A 21681-nucleotide genomic window follows, 5' to 3' on the forward strand; every position below is an offset into this window, starting at 1 on the left:
CATGACTCCGGCCACCTAAAAGTCCCTGAATTTTGTTAAATCGCTATTAAACCTACCTTAAAAAGACATTAAAAATAAATATTCGTTTATATATACATCATTGACAAACAAAGTATGATCAGGATCATACTTTCAAAAAAAATCCACAAATTGTATTTTTACTACATCCCGCGGGAGAATAACGTCTCTGTCATCCGGTCAAATTCTGACTGAACGGCAGCGTCAATCCGGACTACCTGCTGTGTCTCCGGATGCGTAAAGGTTACATGACGGGCATGCAGCAACATGGTATGCATGTCGAACTGCTCCTTAAACAGCTTGTTTTGTTTGTTACACCCGTGGGGGCGGTCGCCGATGATCGGGTGCATCACGTGCGCCATGTGTTTGCGCAGCTGATGCATGCGCCCGGTGGTTGGTTCCAGCTCCACCAGCGAGTAGCGGGAGGTCGCGTGCTTGCCGAAGGCCAGCGGAATTTCGGCCCGCCGGAGCGTCTTCAGCGTCGTAAAAGCATCCTGTACCACCCCGTCATCCCGCTTGAGCGGGTAATCAATGGCCAGGGTATCGGGCGTAAAGCCACGGACAATGGCGAGGTAGGTTTTATGCACCCTGCCCTCCGCAAAAAGCAGTTGCATGGCAGCGTTCAATGGTTCGGTCAGCGCAAAAAGCAGGACACCGCCTGTCTTGCGGTCAAGGCGGTGGACGGGATACACCCGCTGTCCGAGCTGATCGCGGAGCCGCTGCACGGCAAATTCACTGGCATCGCTGGCAATCGGCGAACGATGCACCAGCAGGCCGTGTGGTTTATTAATGGCAACCATGCCATCGGCATGGTGAATAATCTCTAACATGGCAACATACACCTGTAGGGGACGCCCATACGCGGGTGCCCTTTCGCCCTGCAAAGGTAACAGGCTTTCACTGTTTGGCAGAAAGCCGTATCTTTACCTGATCAACTTTTGCACAGAAAACCGGGGCGTTCCGTTTCCCGGACAGCCTTTTTCCGTCATAAACGACGGTTTAGTGATCCAACAGCGCCTGTGCCTGCAATTTGCCTATGTCTACCCCCGTCAACGAAAAACTGGAACTTGCCCGGAATTTTGTCCTGCACACCAACCGGAATCTGTTTCTGACCGGCAAAGCCGGTACCGGAAAAACTACGTTTCTCCATCAGATCAGGCAACAGGCGTTCAAACGGATGGCGGTAGTCGCCCCCACCGGTGTGGCGGCCATTAATGCCGGGGGCGTCACCATTCACTCACTGTTTCAGCTTCCCTTCGGCCCGATTGTGCCGGGGGCACCGCTCCAGGAAGCGCGGAAATTCACCCGTGACAAAATCAGGCTGCTGCGCACCCTCGACCTGCTTGTGATCGACGAAATCAGTATGGTCCGGGCCGATATTCTGGACGGGATCGACGACATTCTGCGCCGGTACCGCTACAACAGCGCTCCCTTTGGCGGCGTGCAGCTGCTGATGATCGGCGACATGCAGCAGTTGCCGCCCGTTATCCGCGACGAAGAATGGGCGTTGCTGCAACCCTATTACCAGACCGGCTATTTTTTCAGCAGCCGGGCCCTCCGGCAGACGCCGTACCTTTCGATTGAACTGACCCACATTTACCGGCAGTCCGACGAGCGGTTTATCGGCATTCTGAACAGCATACGCGAAAAACGGATTTCCCGCGCTGAGCTCGACGAACTGAATAAGCGGTACATTCCGGATTTTGCCCCGAAGGACGAAGAAGGCTACATTACCCTGTCGACCCATAACCAGGCTGCGCAACAGATCAACGCCCGGAAACTACAGGCGCTGAAGGCAAAGGCCCGTACGTTTACGGCTACCATCGACGGCGAATTCCAGCCAAACAACTATCCGACCGAGGCCGAACTGGAGCTGAAAACCGGTGCTCAGGTCATGTTTATCAAAAATGATGCGACGTACGAGAAATTGTACTATAACGGGAAAATCGGCCGCATCGTGGCTATGGACGACGAGACGATCTACGTAAAGTGTCCGGGTGAGGATTCGGTCATCACCGTCCTGCCGGTGGAATGGACCAACCTCCGGTATAGTATTGATCCGGCGACGAAGGAAATCAAGGCCGACCCCATCGGTACGTTCCGGCAATTTCCGCTGCGGCTCGCCTGGGCCATTACCATTCATAAAAGCCAGGGGTTAACGTTTGAAAAAGCGGTTATTGATGCCTCGGCTGCGTTTGCCCACGGACAGGTGTATGTAGCCCTCAGCCGCTGTAAAACACTGAAAGGCCTTGTGCTGCAAACCCCTATCCCGTCGAGCAGCATCAAAACGGAGTTTACACTTGAGGAGTTTCACGAACAGGTTCAGCAAAAAACGCCCGGCGAGCAGGAGTTGACCGAATCAAAACGCAGCAACCAGGAGCTGCTGATCCGGGAGCTGTTTGCGTTTGAACGGGCCGCCACCCTGGCCGTCCGTTGCCGCAGGTTTCTGGAAGAAAGTGAAGACAGTTTCAGCGACGAACTAAAGACCGGTCTGGTCAGGCTTGATGACCTGATCCGCGAAAAAGCGCGGGACATCGCCCGCCGGTTTCAGCACCAGTTAACCACTTATTTTTCGGCCCCCGAACTGCCGGAATCTAACACGGCGTTACAGGAACGGATCCAAAAGGCAGGCACCTATTTTCTGGACCTCATTAAAAATGAGTTAACCCCCTTTCTGCACGACGCGCCCACCGACTGCGACAACAAACAGTTGCGCGACAGCCTCCTCGAACGCCTCGACGAACTGGAAAAAGAGTTGTTTACGAAGCAGGCCTGCTTTGCCCTCTGCCAGAAACAATTTTCGGCCCTCGCCTATCTGGAAGCCCGCAACCATGCCGAACTGGATTTCCGGCCCGCCCGCAAGCAGCCCGACGAGGGCCCGAAAACCCGTAAAGGCGATACCATCGGCAAGGGGCTGTATGGAGCGCTGATGAAATGGCGTGACGATCTCGCCGGCGAGCATAATACGACCGGTTACATGGTATTACCCCAGAAGACGATTGTGGAGCTGGCCCGCGTCCGGCCCGCATCGCCCGCCGACCTGCTGAAAATAAAAGGCATGGGCAAGACCAAAACCAAACAGCTCGGTGCTGCCATTCTGGCGATCATCCGGCAATACGGGGATAGCTGACGGATCAGGCGCGGCCACACTTTCTGTGACTGCCACCGGCAACAGCACACCCTTCAGTTACACCTGGGCCGCTCCGCAGGGCATTACGCTTTCGGCTACCTCCACGTCGGCCGTTTCGGCATCGGCAGGCAATGGGGTGTCGGGTGTTCAGACGCTTACCGTAACGGTTGCTGGTGCCGTATTTACGGGGCCGGGTGGTTATGTGTACAGCAGCGTTTACCGCCGGCCCGGGACGTATACCGTCAATGTCCTCAACATGAAACAACCCGGCACCTTTACCATGACGGCCGCCACGACCAATGCCTGTGGCGACCGGATAACCGATGTCATTACCTGTACGATTACGGGAACGGGGTGTAATTAAACCTGCCGGCCTGAAGCCAGCTACCTGTTCAGAATAGTAAGCAGCCCTCCTCTGAAACTGATCGATGGAGGACGGCTTTTATCGTATGCCGTTAAACAGTATGTTCTCCGATATCGCTCGCCTGTGGCGAGGGGCAAGTAGGAGATAATGCGAAAGCATAAGAATCTTACTTATTGATTACCAGTCTATTTCATTGCGGTGACGCATAACTTCAATTCTCATACCAAAATTACAGCCAAGTTGGAATACGTCAGAAAGGGTTCCTTTCTTTAGTTCAAGACGAGCAAAAATATCCCCATCCCGATCCTCGAAACCTACAACTTCAAAAAGTCTTTTCGGCTCTTTATTAAACTCTTCAACAACTTTTTTGATGAGACTTTCATCACCTGTGATTATTTCGAACTTGAGAGGTAGTTTGTCAAATTGCTCCATCGGTTAATATCAGTTTTACTTCAGGAAACATTCGGTTGAACTGTGCAATTGCGCCCGCACATGATGGGTGCATTTCAAAATTACCATTAAAGTGTTAACTTAGGTCAAACCCTCTATTGCTTATGACCCGAGAAGAACTCCATGCGTTGGTTGATGCCCGGTTTGATGAGTTAGAAGCTCTTCAAGAAGAACCAACTTTCCTGTCCTATGAACAAAAATTTGCTCAGATCTGGACGCAGTTAGGCTGTAATGTGCTGCAGGCGACGCTGGGGAAAGCTCCCCTGAACTCCCGAAAAAAAACAAGTGTCAAACCCGCTTCGGGAAAGTAGATGTTCCTCATAGTCACCGGTTTAAGGCTAAAACAAACGATTTTTTTATTACCCCATATTTGCAGGAACTCATGGCATTGGCTGGAGTGAGTGATGTCTATTCAGCTAGTAATGATTTGTTTAAGGCCTTCCTGGGAATCGATATGTCGGTTAGTCAGGTGTACCGGGTGAGTAGTGTGTTAGGGCATCAAATCAATGTGGATTTAGCTCAGGAAGTTTCTCATCCGGAGCTGCTTGCCGATGAAGTCATTTATGGGTCAATGGACGGGAGCATGATTTTTACCGATCAGGGCTGGCAGGAAGTGAAAGTAGGGCGGCTATTTTCGAGTTTGAGGCGTCGGGAAGCGGGTCAAAAAGAAGATAACCAAACCCGTTTCAGACTGGAACAGTCAACCTATTGCGCTCATTTAGGGAGTTCAGAAGAATTTATTCCGCTGTTTGAAGCCAGTTTAGGTCACTACAAAAATACACCGGAACGGCTGGTTTTTGTCACCGACGGTGGGGTATGGATCCAACGGTATCTGGAAGAGAACTATCCTCTGGCCACTCATATTCTTGACTACTATCATGCGGTGGAACATTTAGCCTCGTTCAGTCGGACCCATTTCCAAAAAGCGGCATGTGCTGCACAATGGCTTGATAAACAGCGTAATTATTTAATGGTCGATGGGATTGACGAGGTCTTGTCTAACCTGGAAGGCTTGAGCAATCTGTCGCGTTCGGCCGAAGAATCCCGTCGGGAAGTTATGGGCTACTATCAACGAAACCGCCATCGAATGCAATACAGTCAGTTCCAGGAGCGAGGTTTACAAATCGGTTCAGGGTCAATGGAAGCGGCTCATCGAACAGTGGTTCAATGTCGGATGAAACGTACCGGGCTGGCGTACCAGCGGGCAGCGGTGGAGCGAACAGGGGGCTCAGGCCATGCTCAATCTGCGGGTAGCAGCTAAAAGTAATCGATGGGATTTGGTCAGGAATCGACTAAATAACCCATAAGTAAACCGTTGCTACGAAGTTTTGAAATGCACCCTACTACAGGCGGCACCTCAACCAACGGCATTGGCCAATTCACATAAATCAATTGTTTAACTTTTAACGAACACAAAAATCATGTTATCAAGATTTGCTGATGCCGCTCTGACAAGGAGCGAAATGAAAAATGTAAAGGGAGGACAGATATGTACTCCAATGGGATCGAAAGTAGATGACAATGGCAGATGCTATGATATTTATTCTTGTCGGCATACCTTTTTAGGTATTGCATATGGGAAACCATATCCAAAGTTTGTGAAATACTAAACTTTCCTTTGCTATAAAAATCACACAAAGAGCACGGGCCCTTTGTGTGATTAAGTTATAGAGATGTATAAAAATAAAGAACCGTTAAAATGAAATATTTCCTTGTCTTTCTTTGTTTTTTTAGTATAAGTACACAGCTTTTTTCTCAAAAAATACGTGCACGTATTATAGGTAAGAATACAAAAAAAACCATACCTTATTGTTCAATAACGAATACTAAAAAAACAATAGGTGTTACATCTAATGAGAACGGCTGGTTTTTTATAAAAGATATCGGTGTTTATGATTCCTTATTAATATCATCACTTGGGTATAAAACTAGTAGAATTAGCGTGAACGCTGATTTAGACTCTGTTTTGTACCTTACTGAGGAACCTGTTCAGTTGGCGGAAGTAAAAGTGCTTCAAAATAGAATATCTGTAGTAGGAATATCTAAACGGAGATCAGAGGGGAGCTTTGGGGGAGTATTTGATTCAAACTATGAGCTTGCAGTTTTTATGCCTAATCAAAAGTCTATAAATGCCAGTATTATTGAAGTAGCTTTTTATATTGTTCATGATGGAATATATAATACTCCATTTAGAGTTAAATTTTATAAAAATAATGACGGAGAAATTGGCGAAGAAATTAATAAAAAAGATATAATATGTAAAGCATATAAGGCTAATCATTGGAATAAATTTGATTTGACAAAGTATAAATTAAATATGCCTGAAGAAGGTTGTTTTGTTGCCATGGAGTGGTTAAATGTAACTATAGAAAAGTATAAATATGCTTTGATAAAAGAAGATAAAGAAGAAAAAAAAGGATTTGGTCAAGTCATAGGGATGGCTACTGATGCAGAAATTTTATCTTGCTTCTATAGAGAAAATCAAGGAGAATGGAAGTCTGGACGTACTATATTTCAAGTTCAGTCTAATAAATTTCTAGAACTGCCAACTACCTATACACCAATGATGAGGACTACTGTACAGTATTAGTAGTGGATTATCCCGTTATCGCTCGCGTTCCGCGAGTGATTTTTATCCAGAAGGGCGTCCCGCCCGTAGGTTGTTCTGTAACAAGCCAGCTTTCGGGCCAGAGGCCCTTCCTGATATTGATCACTCGCAATATGCGAGCGATAACTGAAAAAATCACAGATAAAGACTGCACTTTACATAGCTATTTACTATCTATCACTGAAATTATACTGTAGGAATATTGCTGATTTTTTCATAAGGCATATATTCGTAATCCCAATAATCATAGTCTACTTTTGGGGAATTAATTAAAAATAATGGATTTCTTTGATCACAAGTGCTATAATGATCTGGATCTGAATGATATATCCATTTGAATATACTTGTATTAAAAACTGACTTTAATATCGATGCCAACAAGGGAGCATTTAATGCCCAAATGTTGTAATGTTCTTCTTCAAGTATTGGATTTAAGGGTAAATAAGCAAAGTTACATGCATTTATTTTTAATAAGTCTTGGCTTAACTCAAATTCTAATAATTTAGGAAACCAAATTTCAGTACTTTCTATATATACTGACCCATCAATTGAGAATACTATTTTTATGTTTTCTACTTCATGATGGGTACGATTACTTTTCCTTTTTAATACTCTTTCTGTATATTCATAAATACTATTATAATTTTTTATGAGCATAGTCTTAAAAAGAATACAATCAATATAGTTATGATTATTTTCGTCATCTTTAATTTCAATCTTTAAATTGTAAGAATTTAATGCATCTATGAACAAAACAATAATATTGACAAGTTCTTTATTACTCATTATTAATTTATCAATAAAAGAATCAGATTTAGATTCATTTGCAAATAGCCATTGACCCACAACAGCGTCGGACATATTAGGCTCAAGTGTCCTTATTCTAAGCTTATTATACGTTGACGATTTCATTAGTTTATTAAAATTTCGTTTAGATTGTCTTTAAAATTTACATACACTTTTTCAACTTTCCCGTTACCGCTCGCCTGTGGCGAGTGATTTTTATCCAGAAGGGCCCGCGGCGGCGGTCCGCTCCCGCCCGTAGATTGTTTTGTGACAAGCCAACTTTCGGGTCAGGGTCTGACCTGCCGTAATAGCGGCCGGTGCACTGATGGAGGCCGTAATCCCCGTACAACTGGCGGGCGCTACCACCACCTGTACCGACGCCCGGCCCAGGCAACCGTCATTGTTGGTGGCCTTAACGGTATAGGTGCCGCTGTAGTTGGCCGTCGCGCCGATCCGCTGTATCACGGCCCCGGCCGAACGGTAGCTCTCCGCCCCATCCAGTCAGGGACCCGACCACGTATAGGTTGCCCCGGCAGACGGCGAGGCAGTGGCCCCTCCCATCCACCGGAGCTGACAGAGGCTTATTGGGTCTTCAAACCGCATGTCAAAGAACATTCTGCCAGCCCGGTTAGCAAACCTATCCGGCTGACAGTGACAAGCCTAGCAATTCAGGCCCGGGTTGGCCCATGACTGATCGGTTTGCCACAAAGCTATGTATATATCCAACAACGGCTTACCCCTATGTTAGGGGTTAAAATCAATACAGTCTACTGTATGAATACTCCGTTATCCGATCAACCAGCCCCCCCTACCCCTCAACGGAATATCATTCCGTTGTACCTCTCTACCTGACCAGCTATCCATAATCTGATCATAATCATTGCAAACCTGGTGCCGATGCGCTTTTTTGCGGCGGAATTAACCAACATCCATATGCTATCGAAAGACTACGTCCGGGCGCTGACAGCCGCCCTCCTCGGACTCGGGACCCTCGTCCTGTTATTACTCGTCATGACCTTCGCTCTGTTCTTTTTGTGGCCGGCCAACAGCGGTACGGCCACCGCTTCGGCACCGGCCGGTGGTGGCGGGGCACCCGCTGCGGCGCCTAAAGCCGTCGCGCTGACCGCCGAACAGGAACACGGAAAAACGCTGTTCGCCAACAACTGCGCCCAGTGCCATGCCGTTACCGATGAAGTCGTGGTGGGGCCGGGCCTGAAAGGGGTCCGCCAGCGCACGCCCGGCGATGCGTGGCTGACCAAATGGATCAAAAACTCACAGGCCGTTGTCGCCAGCGGCGATGCCTATGCCGTCGGCGTTTACAACAAATACGGCAAAATCGCCATGAGTGCCTTCCCGCAATTCAGCGATCAGGACATTAATGATATCCTGAATTACATTGACGTAGCAGGAAAATAGTCCTTTTTATACCCAATTTTACTGCTATTTTAGATTATTTTCCGGCAAAGGCGTTTCTGAAGCAGGTTGTTTCGTACTTTTGCGGCTTACATCGCAAGGGTGCCATGAACGAAATACTGAAAAGCCAACGGCTAAACAATCTGAAATACGACATTCGTGGCCCTGTCTATGAGCGTTCGCTTGAGCTCGAAAGCCAGGGCTACAAAATCATAAATCTGAATATCGGTAACCCTGCGCCATTTGGTTTTGACGCCCCTGATGAGATCGTTCACGACATCATTCTGAACATCCGTAATGCGCAGGGTTATTCCGATTCACGGGGGCTGTTTGCGGCCCGGAAAGCGGTGATGCACTACACCCAGAATCTGGGCATCCCCAACATCAGCATCAATGATATTTTTATCGGCAACGGGGTTAGCGAGCTGATTATCCTCTCCATGCAGGCCCTCATCAACGAGGGCGACGAAGTACTCGTGCCGTCGCCGGATTATCCGCTCTGGACAACATCGGTGGCCTTATGCGGGGGCAAACCCGTCCATTATGTCTGCGACGAAGAATCGGACTGGAACCCCGACCTCGCCGACATCGAAAGCAAAATCACCAGCCGGACGCGGGCTATCGTTGTCATCAACCCTAACAACCCAACGGGGGCCGTCTACGATAAGGCCATCCTCGAAGGTATTGCCCGCATCGCGGAGAAGCATAAAATCATTGTCTTTTCGGATGAGATCTACGACAAAATCCTGTATAACGGCGCAATTCACTACCCGATTTCGAAAATGGTGCACGAAACGCTGTGTATCACCATGGGCGGGCTTTCCAAAAACTACCGCGCTGCCGGTTTCCGGGGTGGCTGGCTGATCCTGAGCGGGGCTAAACACAAGGCAAAATCCTATATCGAAGGGCTTACCCTGCTGGCGAGTATGCGGTTGTGTGCCAACGTACCGACGCAGTACGCCATTCAGACCGCGCTCGGCGGGTATCAGAGTATCAATGATCTCATTATGCCTTCCGGACGGCTATATAAGCAACTGATGCTCACCTATGAGCGGATGGTGGCGATTCCGGGCATTTCCTGCGTTAAGCCCAAAGGCTCGCTTTATGTGTTCCCGAAAATCGACCTGTCGCAGTTTACCTTCGCCGATGACAATCAGTTTGTCTATGACCTGTTATCGGAGCAGAAAGTGCTGGTGGTGGCCGGGCAAGGATTCAATTACAAAACACCGGATCATTTCCGGATTGTCTGCCTGCCCACCGTCGACGAACTAACCATTGCCCTCGACCGGATTGAGGTATTCCTCGAAAACCACCGCAGACTGGTGTAAGGTTACAGCGAAACGTTATAAAATGGTTTTCACCACATAGCCACATAGGGCACATAAGAAATTAAAAACTTTGTTTTGCTATGTGTCTATGTGGTGTAGCCATTGAGATTTTGGGTTAAGTGAATTGGTTGTAGCAAACAACTGTTATCTTGGAACCTGAATCACTGGATGCTGTTTCTCCATGGCCTACTCATTTACGAACAAACGAACAAACCTGTTTATCACCCTCAGCGCCATTTTCCTGACCAATGCGCTGGTTGCCGAAATCATCGGCGTTAAAATTTTCTCGGGCGAAACGCTGCTCGGCACCGCTCCCGCGCAGCTGCACCTCTTCGGCGATTTCGTGCTCGACTTCAACCTGACCGCCGGGGCCGTTATCTGGCCGTTTGTGTTCATCACCTCCGACATCATCAACGAGTATTTCGGTAAGGCCGGTGTCAAACGCATTTCGTACCTCACGGCCGGTTTTATCGGCTACAGTTTCCTGATCATTTATGCGGTCACGAAACTGCCGCCCGCTCAGTTCTGGCTCGATGTAAATGCAAAAGACCCCGCCGGCAACCCCATCAACATTGATAATGCATTCGGGATGATTTTCCGGCAGGGCCTTGGTATTATTATCGGGTCATTAACCGCGTTTCTGATCGGTCAGCTGCTCGATGCGTCGGTGTTTCAGTACCTCCGCAAAATTACGGGCAGTCGTAAAATCTGGCTCCGGGCCACGGGTTCGACGCTGGTTTCGCAGCTGGTCGATAGTTTTGTGGTCCTCGGCATTGCTTTTTATGTCTTCGGCAACTGGTCGCTGGCACAGGTACTGGCCGTTGGCATCATCAACTACATCTACAAATTCACAACGGCCATTCTGCTGACGCCGCTGCTGTATGCGGCTCATTATGCCATTGACGGCTACCTCGGCAAAGAACACGCCGAAGACCTGGCCAACGAGGCGTCGATGAGTTCGTTTATGTAATTACGCAACGACGGTTTCTACGGCCGTAATGCGGGCGAAGTCTTCCCAGAATGACGGATATGACTTTGCCACGACACCCGGCTCTTCAATTACGACGGCCTGACGCATGGCTACCGGCGCAAATGCCATCGCCATCCGATGGTCGTCGTATGTTTCAATCGCCGGTGTTCCTTCCGGAGCGGTTGCCAGCTGCCGGACCACGTAACGGGTATTGGTCTCCACTTCGACCAGTTCGGCACCGATTTTCTGTAACTCAGCCTGAAGGGCCGCCACCCGGTCTGTTTCCTTGATTTTGAGGCTTTCGATACCGGTCAGTGTCAGGTCGGCTTTCAGCGCACCACAACAGGCGGCGACGGTCTGCGCCAAGTCCGGGCAGTTCGTAAAATCCCAGGCAAGCGCCGTTTCGGCCGGCTTTTGCGTCAGCAATACGCCGCGGTCGGTAAAGCTGCTTTCGACGCCGAGCGGCCGCATGATGTCGACAATCGCGCTGTCGCCCTGCAACGACTTTTCTTTCAGACCCAGCAGTTCAATGACGGAACCTTGTTCGGCCAGGGCCACCACACTGTACCAATAGCTCGCTCCCGACCAGTCCGATTCAACGGCATAGGTGCACGGCTGGTAAGCGCCCGGTGCTACGGTAATGGTTTTTGCGTCCCAGTCGGCCGTCACGTCGGCACCAAAGACCCGCATCTGGGCCATGGTCATTTCGATATACGGCCGCGAGCCGATGTCTCCCGTTAACGTCAGCGTTAATCCGTCGGGCAATGACGGCGCAATCATGATCAGGGCCGAAATGTACTGGCTGCTGACATCCCCCCGGATGCTGACACGGTTCGTGCCTGATGCCGAAAAGCCGTTGATTTTCAGCGGCGGATAGCCTTCATTCCGTATATACTCAATATCAGCACCCAGCGTCCGGAGGGCGTCGACCAGCATGCCGATCGGCCGCTCACACATCCGCGGCGTACCGGTAAGGGTCTTTTGCTGGCCCGTTACGACGAAATAGGCGGTCAGGAAGCGCATGGTCGTACCGGCATCCAGTACATCGGCCACCGCATCGTCCGATTTCAGCAACCGGATCATCGTCTGCGTATCGCGGGCCGTCGACAGGTTATGTAAATCACACTGAAAGCCCGTCAGCGCATCAAGAATCAGCGCACGGTTGCTTTCGCTTTTCGAAGAGGCTAATGGAATCGTGGCCCGTACCGGACCATCGGGAGGAAGTAAGTGTACAGCGTTCAAAACAAAGAGCATTTAGTGGTAAGCCCTGCCCCGGCAAGGGCTTAAGCACCGCAAAAATACGGCATCTGCCCGGAAACCGGATGATTTTCCCCGTAAAAGATCATTCCGGCCACCTTACCGGTATCCCTGGCCCTTCATAGGTCAGAGGCTGGCATGTCAACGATACCGCTTCGTTCCGGATCATTTTTCAGCTCAGTCCATGTTGAATCTTTCTCAAGCCGGCCCGATCTGACCATCACACGGACATACCCCTTCCGGGCGTTAACCGGATGAAACATAAACTTGCGGAGACTACCGGAATCGTCCCAGAATCCATATGAAAACTTCCCTTTGGGTAATGTTGTGTAACTGACAACAATGCGTTTTGTGCTGTCCGGAACGGGAGATCCGAAAATACGGTGCTGTATCTCAAGCGCGGCCTCTTCATCCAGTTCCCCTTCAATCCTGACACTGAACTGTCGTTCGGCGATGATCGGGTCAAGCTGCTTAAAGAGCCAGCTGGTGTCCTTCTGCATATTGGTGATCCGGATGTCCTGACGTTCATATTTCGTACAGCCGGAGAGGCCAAGGCAAACCACTACCGGCATGATAAAAGGCTTACAAGGTGCTGTAAGGGACCATTCAGCCATTGGAGGCAGCACTGAGTTATTGGTATGGGGCATTGTAAATGGCGGTTAAATCGTTTCGGAAATATAGTAGCTGTTGCTGATAATTACCAGGGGCCCCGGATCGTTTTTCCAAAGCCATTATGCCAGGCTGTTGCTTACAGACGTTATCTTTCAGCCGATAGTTTACACCTTGGGGCTGCTACAGATCCGGACGACAAGCAGGCATGACGATTATTCGGTTTTCAGTAACTTGCACGGCGACGTCACCATACAGATGATCAGGCACAAAGTTGAGCATGGATACATTTTCCCATTTTACACCGCAAATACCCGACAAATGACATTTCTGGATCGTCTGAAAAAAGCGCTTTTACCCATCGATACCGCAGCTCCGGCCCCCGACGTAACGAATACGCGGCTGATGAACGAACTGCTCGCCTGTTTCGACGCCTCGGTGCAACAGGAGTCGGTGGGCTCCAGCTTGCTGTTCAACATGCATTACCTCATCATCCTGCATCCCGACACCTATAATGCCCGGTTGTCGTCATTGCCGGTCGTGGTGAAGGAAACGGTAAAAGCCTTTTACAAACGGCTAAGCGAGCTCAGGAACCAGTACGAAGAAATTTCGCCGGTGTCGGCCAACTGGCAGTTTAAGTTTGGCCCCGGTGTCTCGTTCAACAACGAAACGATTGAACCTAACGACATACTGGTTATCGGTACGCTGACAGGGGTTAAGGAAGGCGGCTACCAGCAGAACACAAAAGCGACCGTAAAACCGAAACGGACCAACGTGTTTGACCGGATGGATATTAACCTCGATACGCTCCGCCATATCGACTTCAACGAGTCAGGTTCGTTTACGGTAAAGTTCAACGCTGACCTGCAGCTGGGCAGCGAGAGTCAGCCCAGGCATAAAGAGGCCGGTCTTGCCCGTATCAGCTACCACCTGCCCGAACAGGATACCGACGAGCAGTTTACCATGCAGGTGCGGGAAATTGTGATTGCCCGGAAAGAACCCGAAAACATGAGCTACAGCAATTACCTGCTGATCGACTCACTGTACGTCTCCAATCCGCATGCCCGTATCCGGTACCACGAAAGTACCCGGCAGTTTCAGATTGCTTCGTTCAGCCGTAACGAAACACGGGTCAACGAACGCATTATTCCCCGCAGCGACCTGACCGACCCGCAATGGCTGGAGCTACCGAATCAGGCCCAGATTCTGCTGAACGGGTTTATTACGCTTCATTTCGACGGAGAATAACCCCCCGTACTATCACTTTTTATACGGATATTCACCGGTTTTTCGTTCCTATCGCTGATAGTTAACCAGGCACCCTAAGCCATTCCCCAGAGAACTCCGGCATGGATTTACTAGACATTTCCGGTCAGACTGACGTTGGCCAGCGCAGACAAGACAATCAGGACACGTTCATCTGCCAATTGCTGAACTCCCCGAAATGGCCCTCCAGGCAGCTGGCCCTGCTGTCGGTAATCGACGGTGTGGGCGGCTATGCGGGCGGCGACAGAGCGGCGGGCATTGCCCGTACGTATCTGGAAGCGTATATGGCCGAACCCAAGGGTGATGTATTGAGCATGCTGCGGGAAGCCGTCGTGCATGCAAACAACCAGATTTTTGACGCCCGCCAGCAGGAACTGCGGCTCGCCCGGATGTCGTGTGTACTGACGGCCGCCGTTGCCGATGCCGAACGGAACCGCCTGTATGTGGTACATGTGGGCGACACCCGTCTGTACCGTTTCCGCGCTGGTGTGCTCGAAAAACTCACCAGCGATCACTCCCTGGTAGGCGTTCGGGAAGACGCCGGCGAACTGAACGAAGCTGAGGCCATGAATCACCCCCGCCGCAATGAGATTCTGCGCGATGTCGGGTCGGCCTATCACCAGATTGACGATCATGACTTTTTTGATGCCTTTGACGCTGATTTTCTGCCCGGCGACGTGCTGCTGCTCTGCTCCGACGGGTTATCGGATATGCTGACAAGGGCACAGATGACTGCGGTCCTTAACCGCAGGATTGCCCTGCCCGCTCAGGTACAAAGCCTGATTGATCTGGCTAATCAGCAAGGCGGCAAGGATAATATTACCGTTGTTCTGGCTAAACATGCCGGTATTCAGCCAGTAACCGGTATTCCGGCCCAATCGGAGCGCAAACAAACCGGTGCATTTCCGCAGGTGGCTCCGGTAAAACAAGCCCCGCCTGTGCAGCAAACACCTGCTGAACCGGTCAGGCCGCCGGCTCAGGCCCCCAAAAAGAAAGCACAGGGTTTGTGGATCGGGCTTGTTTTGCTGGCAGTACTGGGCGTCACGGCGTATTTCTGGATGACCAACCGGCCCGACCGGCCGGCGTCGCCCGCTGAGCTGTCCATTCCTGAACAGGCCACGGGGGCGGTTCAGCCTACCTTTCTGGATACACTGCTTACCACGGCAAGCAGGCATAAACTGGTCATGTCGACCGACTCGCTGCCGGATACCCTGCGGCTCTCCCGTCCGATTGCTATTGCCGATACCCTCGACCTGATTGTTACCGGTAACCCGCTGGTTATCCTGCCGGCTGATTCAACGCAACGGATTGCCGCCTTTTTGGTAGCAGACAGCGGACAGCTGAAGCTGAACAATGTTCGGTTCAGTGGCTTTCAAACGGCAATTCTGGCGGGCAAAAACGCTAAAATCACGCTAAATAACGTATCTTTCCATCATGTTAAGACAACGGTAGCGGCCCAGGCAGCGGCTACCGATTCCACGATGAACGAAGAAATTCAGCTTTTGGTAAAGCCGCTTACACCTAAAAACAACACCCGTAAGTAACCCATGCGCACAACCAACGCTAACCAGCACTTTCCTGACTACGAGATTCTGGGAGAGCTGGGCCGCTCAAATGCCCGGGTTCTCAAAGCACGTCACCGGCAAACCGGCGAACTGGTTGCCATCAAACATTTTGCCTTCAATACAGATGCAGGGACGCTGCGCCGTTTTCAGCGGGAATCAGATATCATGACCACACTGGCTCACCCCAATGTTGTTAAAATCAAGGAAGTTCACTTCGACGCCGATCTGCCCTACATCGTCATGGAACTGATCGAAGGCGGCGATGTACGCTCCCTGCTGAAAAACCGTCATCAGCTGGATGCGGCGACCACCATCCGCCTGGGCCTGCAAATGGCCGAGGCCCTGAAAGCCATCCACGAAGCCGGGATTGTCCACCGCGACATCAAACCCGACAACATCATGTTCCGGCAGTTGCAAAGCGGTGAGCTCCATTTCCTGCTGACCGACTTCGGCATTGCCCGTTTCCGCGAACAGCCGAATACCGTTACCGGTCATTCGGCAATGACATACGAATACGCTTCGCCGGAGCAGTTCCACGACCCATCGTCGGTGACCGAAGCCACAGACTTTTATTCGCTGGGTGTCGTCCTGTACGAATGTCTGACGGGGCAGGTTCCGTTTGTGCTGGGTGATTTCGGCATCGGGCTTCTCAGTAAACGCATCGAAAATGAAACCCCTGCTCCCCTGCCTGCCGGCTTACCCGTGAGCCTCCGGCAGGTAGTAGAGGATCTGCTGTGCAAACAACCGGCCGACCGGCTGACAGTAGCCGGCGAGCTGAAACGAAAGCTGAAACGGGCGGATCTGGAACTGGATGACGAGCCACAATCAATACCGGCGCCGGTCACGCCGGTTATAGCCGTTGCACCGGTTGTACCGCCTGCGCCTCCGGTTTCAGGTACGGCCACCCATGAACCGGCAAAGGCAACCTTACCCGCCCCATCACCGCATGTTGCCCCCGCCCGCCCCGCCGAAACGCAACGGTACGAACCGGTAAAAGCCGTTCAGCCATCGACCCGGCCGCCCTATGTGCCGCCGGCAAATGTCCGGCCTCCGGATGTCCGCGGCACAAGTCAGCCGGGTCCGGTCAAGAAGCGTTCGGGTGATTCGGCCATCCTTATTACCCTGATTCTGGTAGTGGTGATGCTCGGGTTTGTGTGGTACTACCACAGCCGCCGCGAGCCGCATCCGACGGCGAAGGCCAGTCAGGATACCGTCGCCGTTATACCGGCCGATACCACCGAAGCAATAACCGGGGAGATGCCTGCTGATACGGCCCTGACCGAAAGCAGCGAGTCGCCGGAAAACCCGGTGCAGGAGCTGCTCGATCAGGGAAGTCAGTATTACGCGCAGAATAACTTCACGGAAGCATTCAGGGTGTATAAACAGGCAGCCGATGAAGGCAATTCAGAAGCCCAGAACTGGATCGGCCTGCTCTATGACCAGGGTAAAGGCGTGGGCGAAGACCAGACCGAAGCGACCAACTGGTACCGCAAATCGGCCACGCAGGGAAATCCGTTTGGTCAGTATAACCTCGGGGCCCAGTATTACAACGGCGAAGGTGTCGAACAGGATTACAAACAGGCCTTCGACTGGTACGCCAAAGCGGCCGAACAGGGCAACACCTCCGCCGAAAACGGGCTGGGTGACCTCTACTATTTTGGCTACGGTGTGACACAAAGTAATGCCGATGCGGTGCAATGGTACCGCCGCGCGGCTGATCACGGCAACGCATTCGGTCAGTATAACATGGGCTGGATGTACGAAAATGGCTACGGAGTCGACAAAAACGTGGATCAGGCCGTCCGCCTGTATCAGTCATCCGCCAAACAAGGCAATGCATTTTCAATTAAAGCCCTTCGCCGGCTAGGCTATAATGTACGGGAGTACCGGGCTCAGTAACCGGCCTCCTTTCATCCGACATACATGAATCAACCCGCGCAAACGAGACCAGCAGCGACCGTTCCGTATTGGTTGCTCGCGGCCACCATCTTTTTACTCTTCCTGTTTTACCGGCTCTATCAGCATCTGTCGCCGGCGTTGCAGGCGGCTGATCAATCGCTGACGTCCGGAGCGGCCATTCTGCTCTGCCCCGGCACCAGCGCAGAAGACATCCGGCAGGTGCTGACCAATGGCAGTTTTTACACCGACGACCGCGACATTGACCTGGTCGCCGACTCTCTTTCGGCCAGGCTGACCCACGGGTTGTCGAATCTTGGTGCGCTGAACAAACAGGAGTTTGCGATCCGTGTCCCGAACGCCTGGCAACCGTCTGTTGGCGGAACTGACTTTTATAACCGCGTCCGTACCTCACGACAGCGGATGGGTTTCGATTCGCTGCTTTACCGGCGCGAACTGACCAACCCGAAGGCCTATCCATCGGAAGTAGCCATCGGGCAGGGGGAGGAATCCTATGCCGGAAACGTGACGGATGCCCGCACTCAGGCGCCCATGAGCGGTGTACTGGTGCAGCTACAGAAGCATACCAGCCGTCCCGACCAGCCTTACCAGCGGTTTTATGCCCGTACCGACGCTGACGGCCGGTTTACCTTTACCGGACTGGCGGCCGATTCGGGGTACAGCGCCGTTCCGCTCAAGCCGGGTTTTGAGTTTGGTAACCGCCAGGGAACGGCTTCCCTCAACGGCTCTTTTTCGGCATCATTCACCGCCCGACCGCATACCATCCGGCTGATCGGCCCGCTGGTCTACGACCAGATTAAGGACTACAAGGCCTTTATCGTCAGGACTCCTGCTGATTTTACCCGGGCATACGGGGGCTATGCCGCTTTATTTTTTCTGTCTTTCTGGCTGGTATATGCATTCTGGTCGTATCGCCGGTTTACCACCGATCCCCTGCTGCTTCCGCTGCTGATGCTCTTAACCGGCGTCTCGCTCCTGACCCTGTTCAGCATTCAGGACCCGGTGCAGGACACGATGCACGCCAACCAGAACGCCATCGGGATTGCCTTCGGTCTGCTCGGCCTGACCATCGTTTCTCAGCTACCCATCGGTAAACTGTACAGCCAGTGGACCTTCGACGCTCTCGTTAATTTCCGGAAGCGCACCGTTTACAACCTGACCGGCTGGACCTGGCTGATCATCGCCATCGTTCTGGCGTTCATGACATTAGTATTTGGGTCCGGACCTGAAGGCAGCGGGGTACGGGTAAATCTGAATCTGGGCTTGTTCAGCTTTCAGCCAAGCGAACTCACTAAATACCTGTTTCTCTTATTTCTGGCGGGCTTTTTTGCGGCCAACGCGCCCCGAATCCGCGACCTGTCCGATATTCGGTGGCGGGCCCGGATCAGTCTGGGCGTCTTCGGCGGCACACTGGCGATTCTGATCCTTTACCTGTTGCTGGGCGATATGGGCCCGGCGCTGGTTATCTGCCTTACCTTTCTGGTCTTTTACAGCATCGCGCGCGGCAATCTGGGATATGTGCTGGCGGCCGGGGCGGTCTACGGGGCTACCCTCTGGCTACTCCCGGCACTGAATGCCACATTGCTGTCGTTTATGCTGGTCATCTTATTGCTGGTGATGACCAAAACAGTCCGGTCAGCAACAGGAAAAGGCTGGCTGATGCTCGTCACCGAATCGCCGGTGCTGTTGTTGCTGATTATGGCAGCCTTTGTATTTGGCAATCAGTTGCCGGGCGTCGGCAGCCGGTTGGCCGACCGTGAGGCGATGTGGCTTAACCCGTGGAATAACGATGTATACGGCGGCGATCACCTGGCCCACGCCTACTGGTCATTGTCGTCGGGTGGCTTTTCGGGGCAGGGCCTTGGTAAGGGGCTGGCCCACACCATGCCTGCGGCCCACACCGATATGATTCTGGCCAGTTTTGGCGAGGATACCGGCTGGCTGGGCCTTGCTGCGGTATTTGTTGCCTTCGGACTGCTGTTTCACCGCACATTCCTGCACGCCCGTAAAGCCGGTCAACCGTTTAGTTTTTACCTCTGTGCGGGCATCGGTATCGCAAACGGCCTTCAGTTTCTGTTGATTGCGGGCGGAAGCCTCGGCCTGTTGCCACTCACCGGTATTGCGGTGCCCTTTCTGAGCTACGGCAAAATCTCGCTGATCCTCAACCTGACCGCCTTCGGTGTTGTGGCCGGTATGGCCCACCGTCCGGGGCAGGCAACCCAGCAGGAATACGTACAATCGTTCTATGATCCGGTTCTGCTGACCGGTATCCTCGGTTTCATGGCCGGTCTGCTGCTGCTGATTGGTAAACTGGGCTATATCCAGCTTTGGCAGCCTGATGTGTTTATTGTGAAACCCGCCCGTGTGATGAGCCGGAACGGCCTGCCCGTTTATAGCTACAACCCACGCATCGACATCCTGACAAAGGAACTCGCAGCCGGTACGATTTATGACCGCCGGAAACGCATACTGGCGACCAGCTCGCCGAACCAGCTGCTGGCCAATGCCGGGGCTCTCCGGCAGGCCGGTCTCGAACCCACGACCCTCACCCAGCTTGCCCGACGGCACCAGCGCCGATACTATCCATTTGACAATCAGCTGTTTTTCTGGGTAGGCGATGCAAATACGCGGTTATTCTGGAATCAGGAAAACGGGTACTTTGCCGAGGCAACGCATTTGAGTCAGTTGCGGGGGTTTGATACGCAGCCGCGTAAAACCAGTTTTATTACGACCCGGTTTAAAGCCGACCGCTTCTCCAAACCCATCATGCAGCAGGTCACGCTCGTCGCCTATGACTACAGCCCGCTGTCTTCCCTGCTGCGGGCAGGCATCGACAGCAGGGAAGTTACTGCCCTGAAAGCCAAAAACCGGGATGTGTCCCTCAGTGTCGACGCCGGCTTACAGGTAGCCCTGCAACAGGCCATCGGCCGGTCCGACGCCGCTTCGAAACGGACATCGGTTGTGGTGCTCGACGCCGCCTCGGGTGATTTGCTGGCCTCGGCCGTTTATCCGCTGCCCAACCTTCAGGCACCCGATGAGCTGTTGCTCCCGGAAAAAGACAAAATGACGCTGCCTTACCCCGTAACCGACCGTGATCCCGGCCTGACCTACCCGACCGCCCCCGGCTCAACAGCCAAAATCCTGACGGCAGCGGCCGCTTACAATAAGCTGGGCAGTCCGGCCGCCGACGAAACCTATACCGATATTACTTTCGATGAAATTATCCGGAAAGGTACCCGCGAGAGTGAGCCGTTCAACGAGCCGATCGACATGCGTAAAGCCATTGTCCGGTCGAGTAACGTGTATTTCATCCGGCTGGCCAATGAAAAAAAACTGGATGATGATATGGCCAGGCTGTACCTTGCAACGGGGATGAACGTTGATTATGTGGGTGGCTATTCGTTTGTGCCATCGCTGACCCCGCAGCAGCAAACCCGTATCCTGACCCATTGGCGTGATTCTTCCTTCAACGTAAACCGGCAGTTTTACACCAAATGGCGGGGCACCAAACGGAATCGCTACAACAGCGAATTTTCGGGCCTTGCCTGGGGGCAGGGACAATTAACGGCTACGCCTGCCGCTATGGCCCGTATGGCGGCAGCCATTGCAAACGGCGGCCTGCTGGCCCCGACCCGCTACGCCATTAAACGGAGCGGCAACCGCATTCCGCTCGAAAAAGGTACAACGCTGATCAATCAGCCTGCCGACGCGGCCCGGCTGACCTCGTTCATGATTGACCAGTCGAATCCGGCCGGCGGAGCCCCTAAAATCAGCACTAGCCGTGTGGCGGGTAAAACCGGAACCCCCGAACGACGTTTTAATGGCAGGAACCGGTTCGACGGCTGGTACGTCTTTTTTGCGCCGACGCCTGATAAACGCTCGCATACGGTAGTGTGTATCCGCATTGAGCTTGGTGAGTCGTCGGGAAATGCGGTAAAGCTTGCGGATGACTATATCGTTCCGGTATTGCAGAAATTTGGTTATTTCGGATCATTTTAAC

The 21681-nt window shown here is 52.1% G+C and carries 18 protein-coding genes; 12 read left to right on the top strand and 6 right to left on the bottom strand.

Features of this window, described 5'->3' with window-relative positions; all coding sequences use genetic code 11:
* Positions 1–161: 161 nt before the first annotated feature.
* The gene (locus BLX24_RS02445; protein ID WP_071501466.1) at positions 162–848 is read right to left on the bottom strand and encodes a pseudouridine synthase; all 687 of its coding nucleotides are present in this window, start codon (positions 846–848) and stop codon (positions 162–164) included.
* 206 nt (positions 849–1054) lie between these two features.
* Here BLX24_RS02445 and BLX24_RS02450 point away from each other — a divergent pair, with 206 nt between their 5' ends.
* Positions 1055–3148 (top strand): HRDC domain-containing protein, encoded by a 2094-nt coding sequence (locus BLX24_RS02450; protein WP_083421755.1) that lies wholly within the window; start codon positions 1055–1057, stop codon positions 3146–3148.
* Complete coding sequence (locus tag BLX24_RS02455) at positions 3105–3512, top strand: hypothetical protein (protein WP_143092545.1); 408 nt, start codon at positions 3105–3107, stop codon at positions 3510–3512. Before BLX24_RS02450 ends, BLX24_RS02455 begins: the two co-directional genes overlap by 44 nt.
* Before the next feature lie 177 nt (positions 3513–3689).
* On the opposite strand, the gene BLX24_RS02460 is transcribed toward BLX24_RS02455, so the two are convergent.
* Positions 3690–3944 (bottom strand): hypothetical protein, encoded by a 255-nt coding sequence (locus BLX24_RS02460; RefSeq protein ID WP_071501468.1) that lies wholly within the window; start codon positions 3942–3944, stop codon positions 3690–3692.
* 122 nt (positions 3945–4066) lie between these two features.
* Here BLX24_RS02460 and BLX24_RS02465 point away from each other — a divergent pair, with 122 nt between their 5' ends.
* The 3 genes from BLX24_RS02465 (at position 4067) to BLX24_RS02475 (ending at position 6552) form a co-directional block, all read left to right on the top strand.
* The gene (locus BLX24_RS02465) at positions 4067–4273 is read left to right on the top strand and encodes a hypothetical protein (protein ID WP_071501469.1); all 207 of its coding nucleotides are present in this window, start codon (positions 4067–4069) and stop codon (positions 4271–4273) included.
* Between the two features lie 71 nt (positions 4274–4344).
* Positions 4345–5223 carry a hypothetical protein gene (locus BLX24_RS02470; RefSeq protein WP_071501470.1) on the top strand — a complete coding sequence of 293 codons (879 nt, stop codon included), beginning with the start codon at positions 4345–4347 and terminating at the stop codon, positions 5221–5223.
* Between the two features lie 438 nt (positions 5224–5661).
* The gene (locus BLX24_RS02475) at positions 5662–6552 is read left to right on the top strand and encodes a carboxypeptidase-like regulatory domain-containing protein (protein WP_071501471.1); all 891 of its coding nucleotides are present in this window, start codon (positions 5662–5664) and stop codon (positions 6550–6552) included.
* A 204-nt stretch (positions 6553–6756) separates the two neighbouring features.
* Here BLX24_RS02475 and BLX24_RS02480 read toward each other — a convergent pair whose 3' ends face one another.
* Together BLX24_RS02480 and BLX24_RS02485 are read right to left on the bottom strand one after the other, a co-directional pair.
* Positions 6757–7482, bottom strand: a complete 726-nt coding sequence (locus tag BLX24_RS02480) for a hypothetical protein (RefSeq protein ID WP_071501472.1) — start codon at positions 7480–7482, stop codon at positions 6757–6759.
* A 90-nt stretch (positions 7483–7572) separates the two neighbouring features.
* Positions 7573–7821 carry a hypothetical protein gene (locus tag BLX24_RS02485; protein WP_071501473.1) on the bottom strand — a complete coding sequence of 83 codons (249 nt, stop codon included), beginning with the start codon at positions 7819–7821 and terminating at the stop codon, positions 7573–7575.
* Positions 7822–8289: 468 nt separating this feature from the next.
* On the opposite strand from BLX24_RS02485, the gene BLX24_RS02490 reads away from it, so the two are divergent.
* From BLX24_RS02490 to BLX24_RS02500, 3 genes are all read left to right on the top strand, one after another.
* Positions 8290–8772 (top strand): c-type cytochrome, encoded by a 483-nt coding sequence (locus BLX24_RS02490; protein ID WP_071501791.1) that lies wholly within the window; start codon positions 8290–8292, stop codon positions 8770–8772.
* A gap of 104 nt (positions 8773–8876) precedes the next feature.
* Entirely contained in the window at positions 8877–10097 is a 1221-nt protein-coding gene (locus BLX24_RS02495; RefSeq protein ID WP_071501474.1) for a pyridoxal phosphate-dependent aminotransferase, read from the top strand.
* A 181-nt stretch (positions 10098–10278) separates the two neighbouring features.
* Entirely contained in the window at positions 10279–11067 is a 789-nt protein-coding gene (locus BLX24_RS02500) for a queuosine precursor transporter (protein WP_071501475.1), read from the top strand.
* Here the strand turns inward: BLX24_RS02500 and BLX24_RS02505 are convergent, their stop codons facing one another.
* Both BLX24_RS02505 and BLX24_RS02510 read right to left on the bottom strand, forming a co-directional pair.
* Positions 11068–12309 carry a 3-phosphoshikimate 1-carboxyvinyltransferase gene (locus BLX24_RS02505; RefSeq protein WP_071501792.1) on the bottom strand — a complete coding sequence of 414 codons (1242 nt, stop codon included), beginning with the start codon at positions 12307–12309 and terminating at the stop codon, positions 11068–11070.
* A gap of 134 nt (positions 12310–12443) precedes the next feature.
* Positions 12444–12896 carry a hypothetical protein gene (locus BLX24_RS02510; protein ID WP_071501476.1) on the bottom strand — a complete coding sequence of 151 codons (453 nt, stop codon included), beginning with the start codon at positions 12894–12896 and terminating at the stop codon, positions 12444–12446.
* A 358-nt stretch (positions 12897–13254) separates the two neighbouring features.
* On the opposite strand from BLX24_RS02510, the gene BLX24_RS02515 reads away from it, so the two are divergent.
* The 4 genes from BLX24_RS02515 to BLX24_RS02530 all read left to right on the top strand — a co-directional run bounded on the left by BLX24_RS02515 (position 13255) and on the right by BLX24_RS02530 (position 21680).
* Positions 13255–14181, top strand: coding sequence for an FHA domain-containing protein (locus BLX24_RS02515; protein ID WP_071501477.1), 927 nt, complete (start codon positions 13255–13257; stop codon positions 14179–14181).
* 101 nt (positions 14182–14282) lie between these two features.
* On the top strand, positions 14283–15743 hold the full coding sequence (locus BLX24_RS02520; protein WP_071501478.1) for a PP2C family protein-serine/threonine phosphatase: 1461 nt from the start codon (positions 14283–14285) through the stop codon (positions 15741–15743).
* 57 nt (positions 15744–15800) lie between these two features.
* On the top strand, positions 15801–17663 hold the full coding sequence (locus tag BLX24_RS02525; protein ID WP_445422151.1) for a protein kinase domain-containing protein: 1863 nt from the start codon (positions 15801–15803) through the stop codon (positions 17661–17663).
* Between the two features lie 24 nt (positions 17664–17687).
* Positions 17688–21680 carry an FtsW/RodA/SpoVE family cell cycle protein gene (locus BLX24_RS02530; RefSeq protein ID WP_071501480.1) on the top strand — a complete coding sequence of 1331 codons (3993 nt, stop codon included), beginning with the start codon at positions 17688–17690 and terminating at the stop codon, positions 21678–21680.
* Position 21681: the final 1 nt, after the last annotated feature.

Source organism: Arsenicibacter rosenii (assembly GCF_001870735.1).
In the GTDB taxonomy this organism is placed as follows: Bacteria; Bacteroidota; Bacteroidia; order Cytophagales; family Spirosomataceae; genus Arsenicibacter; species Arsenicibacter rosenii.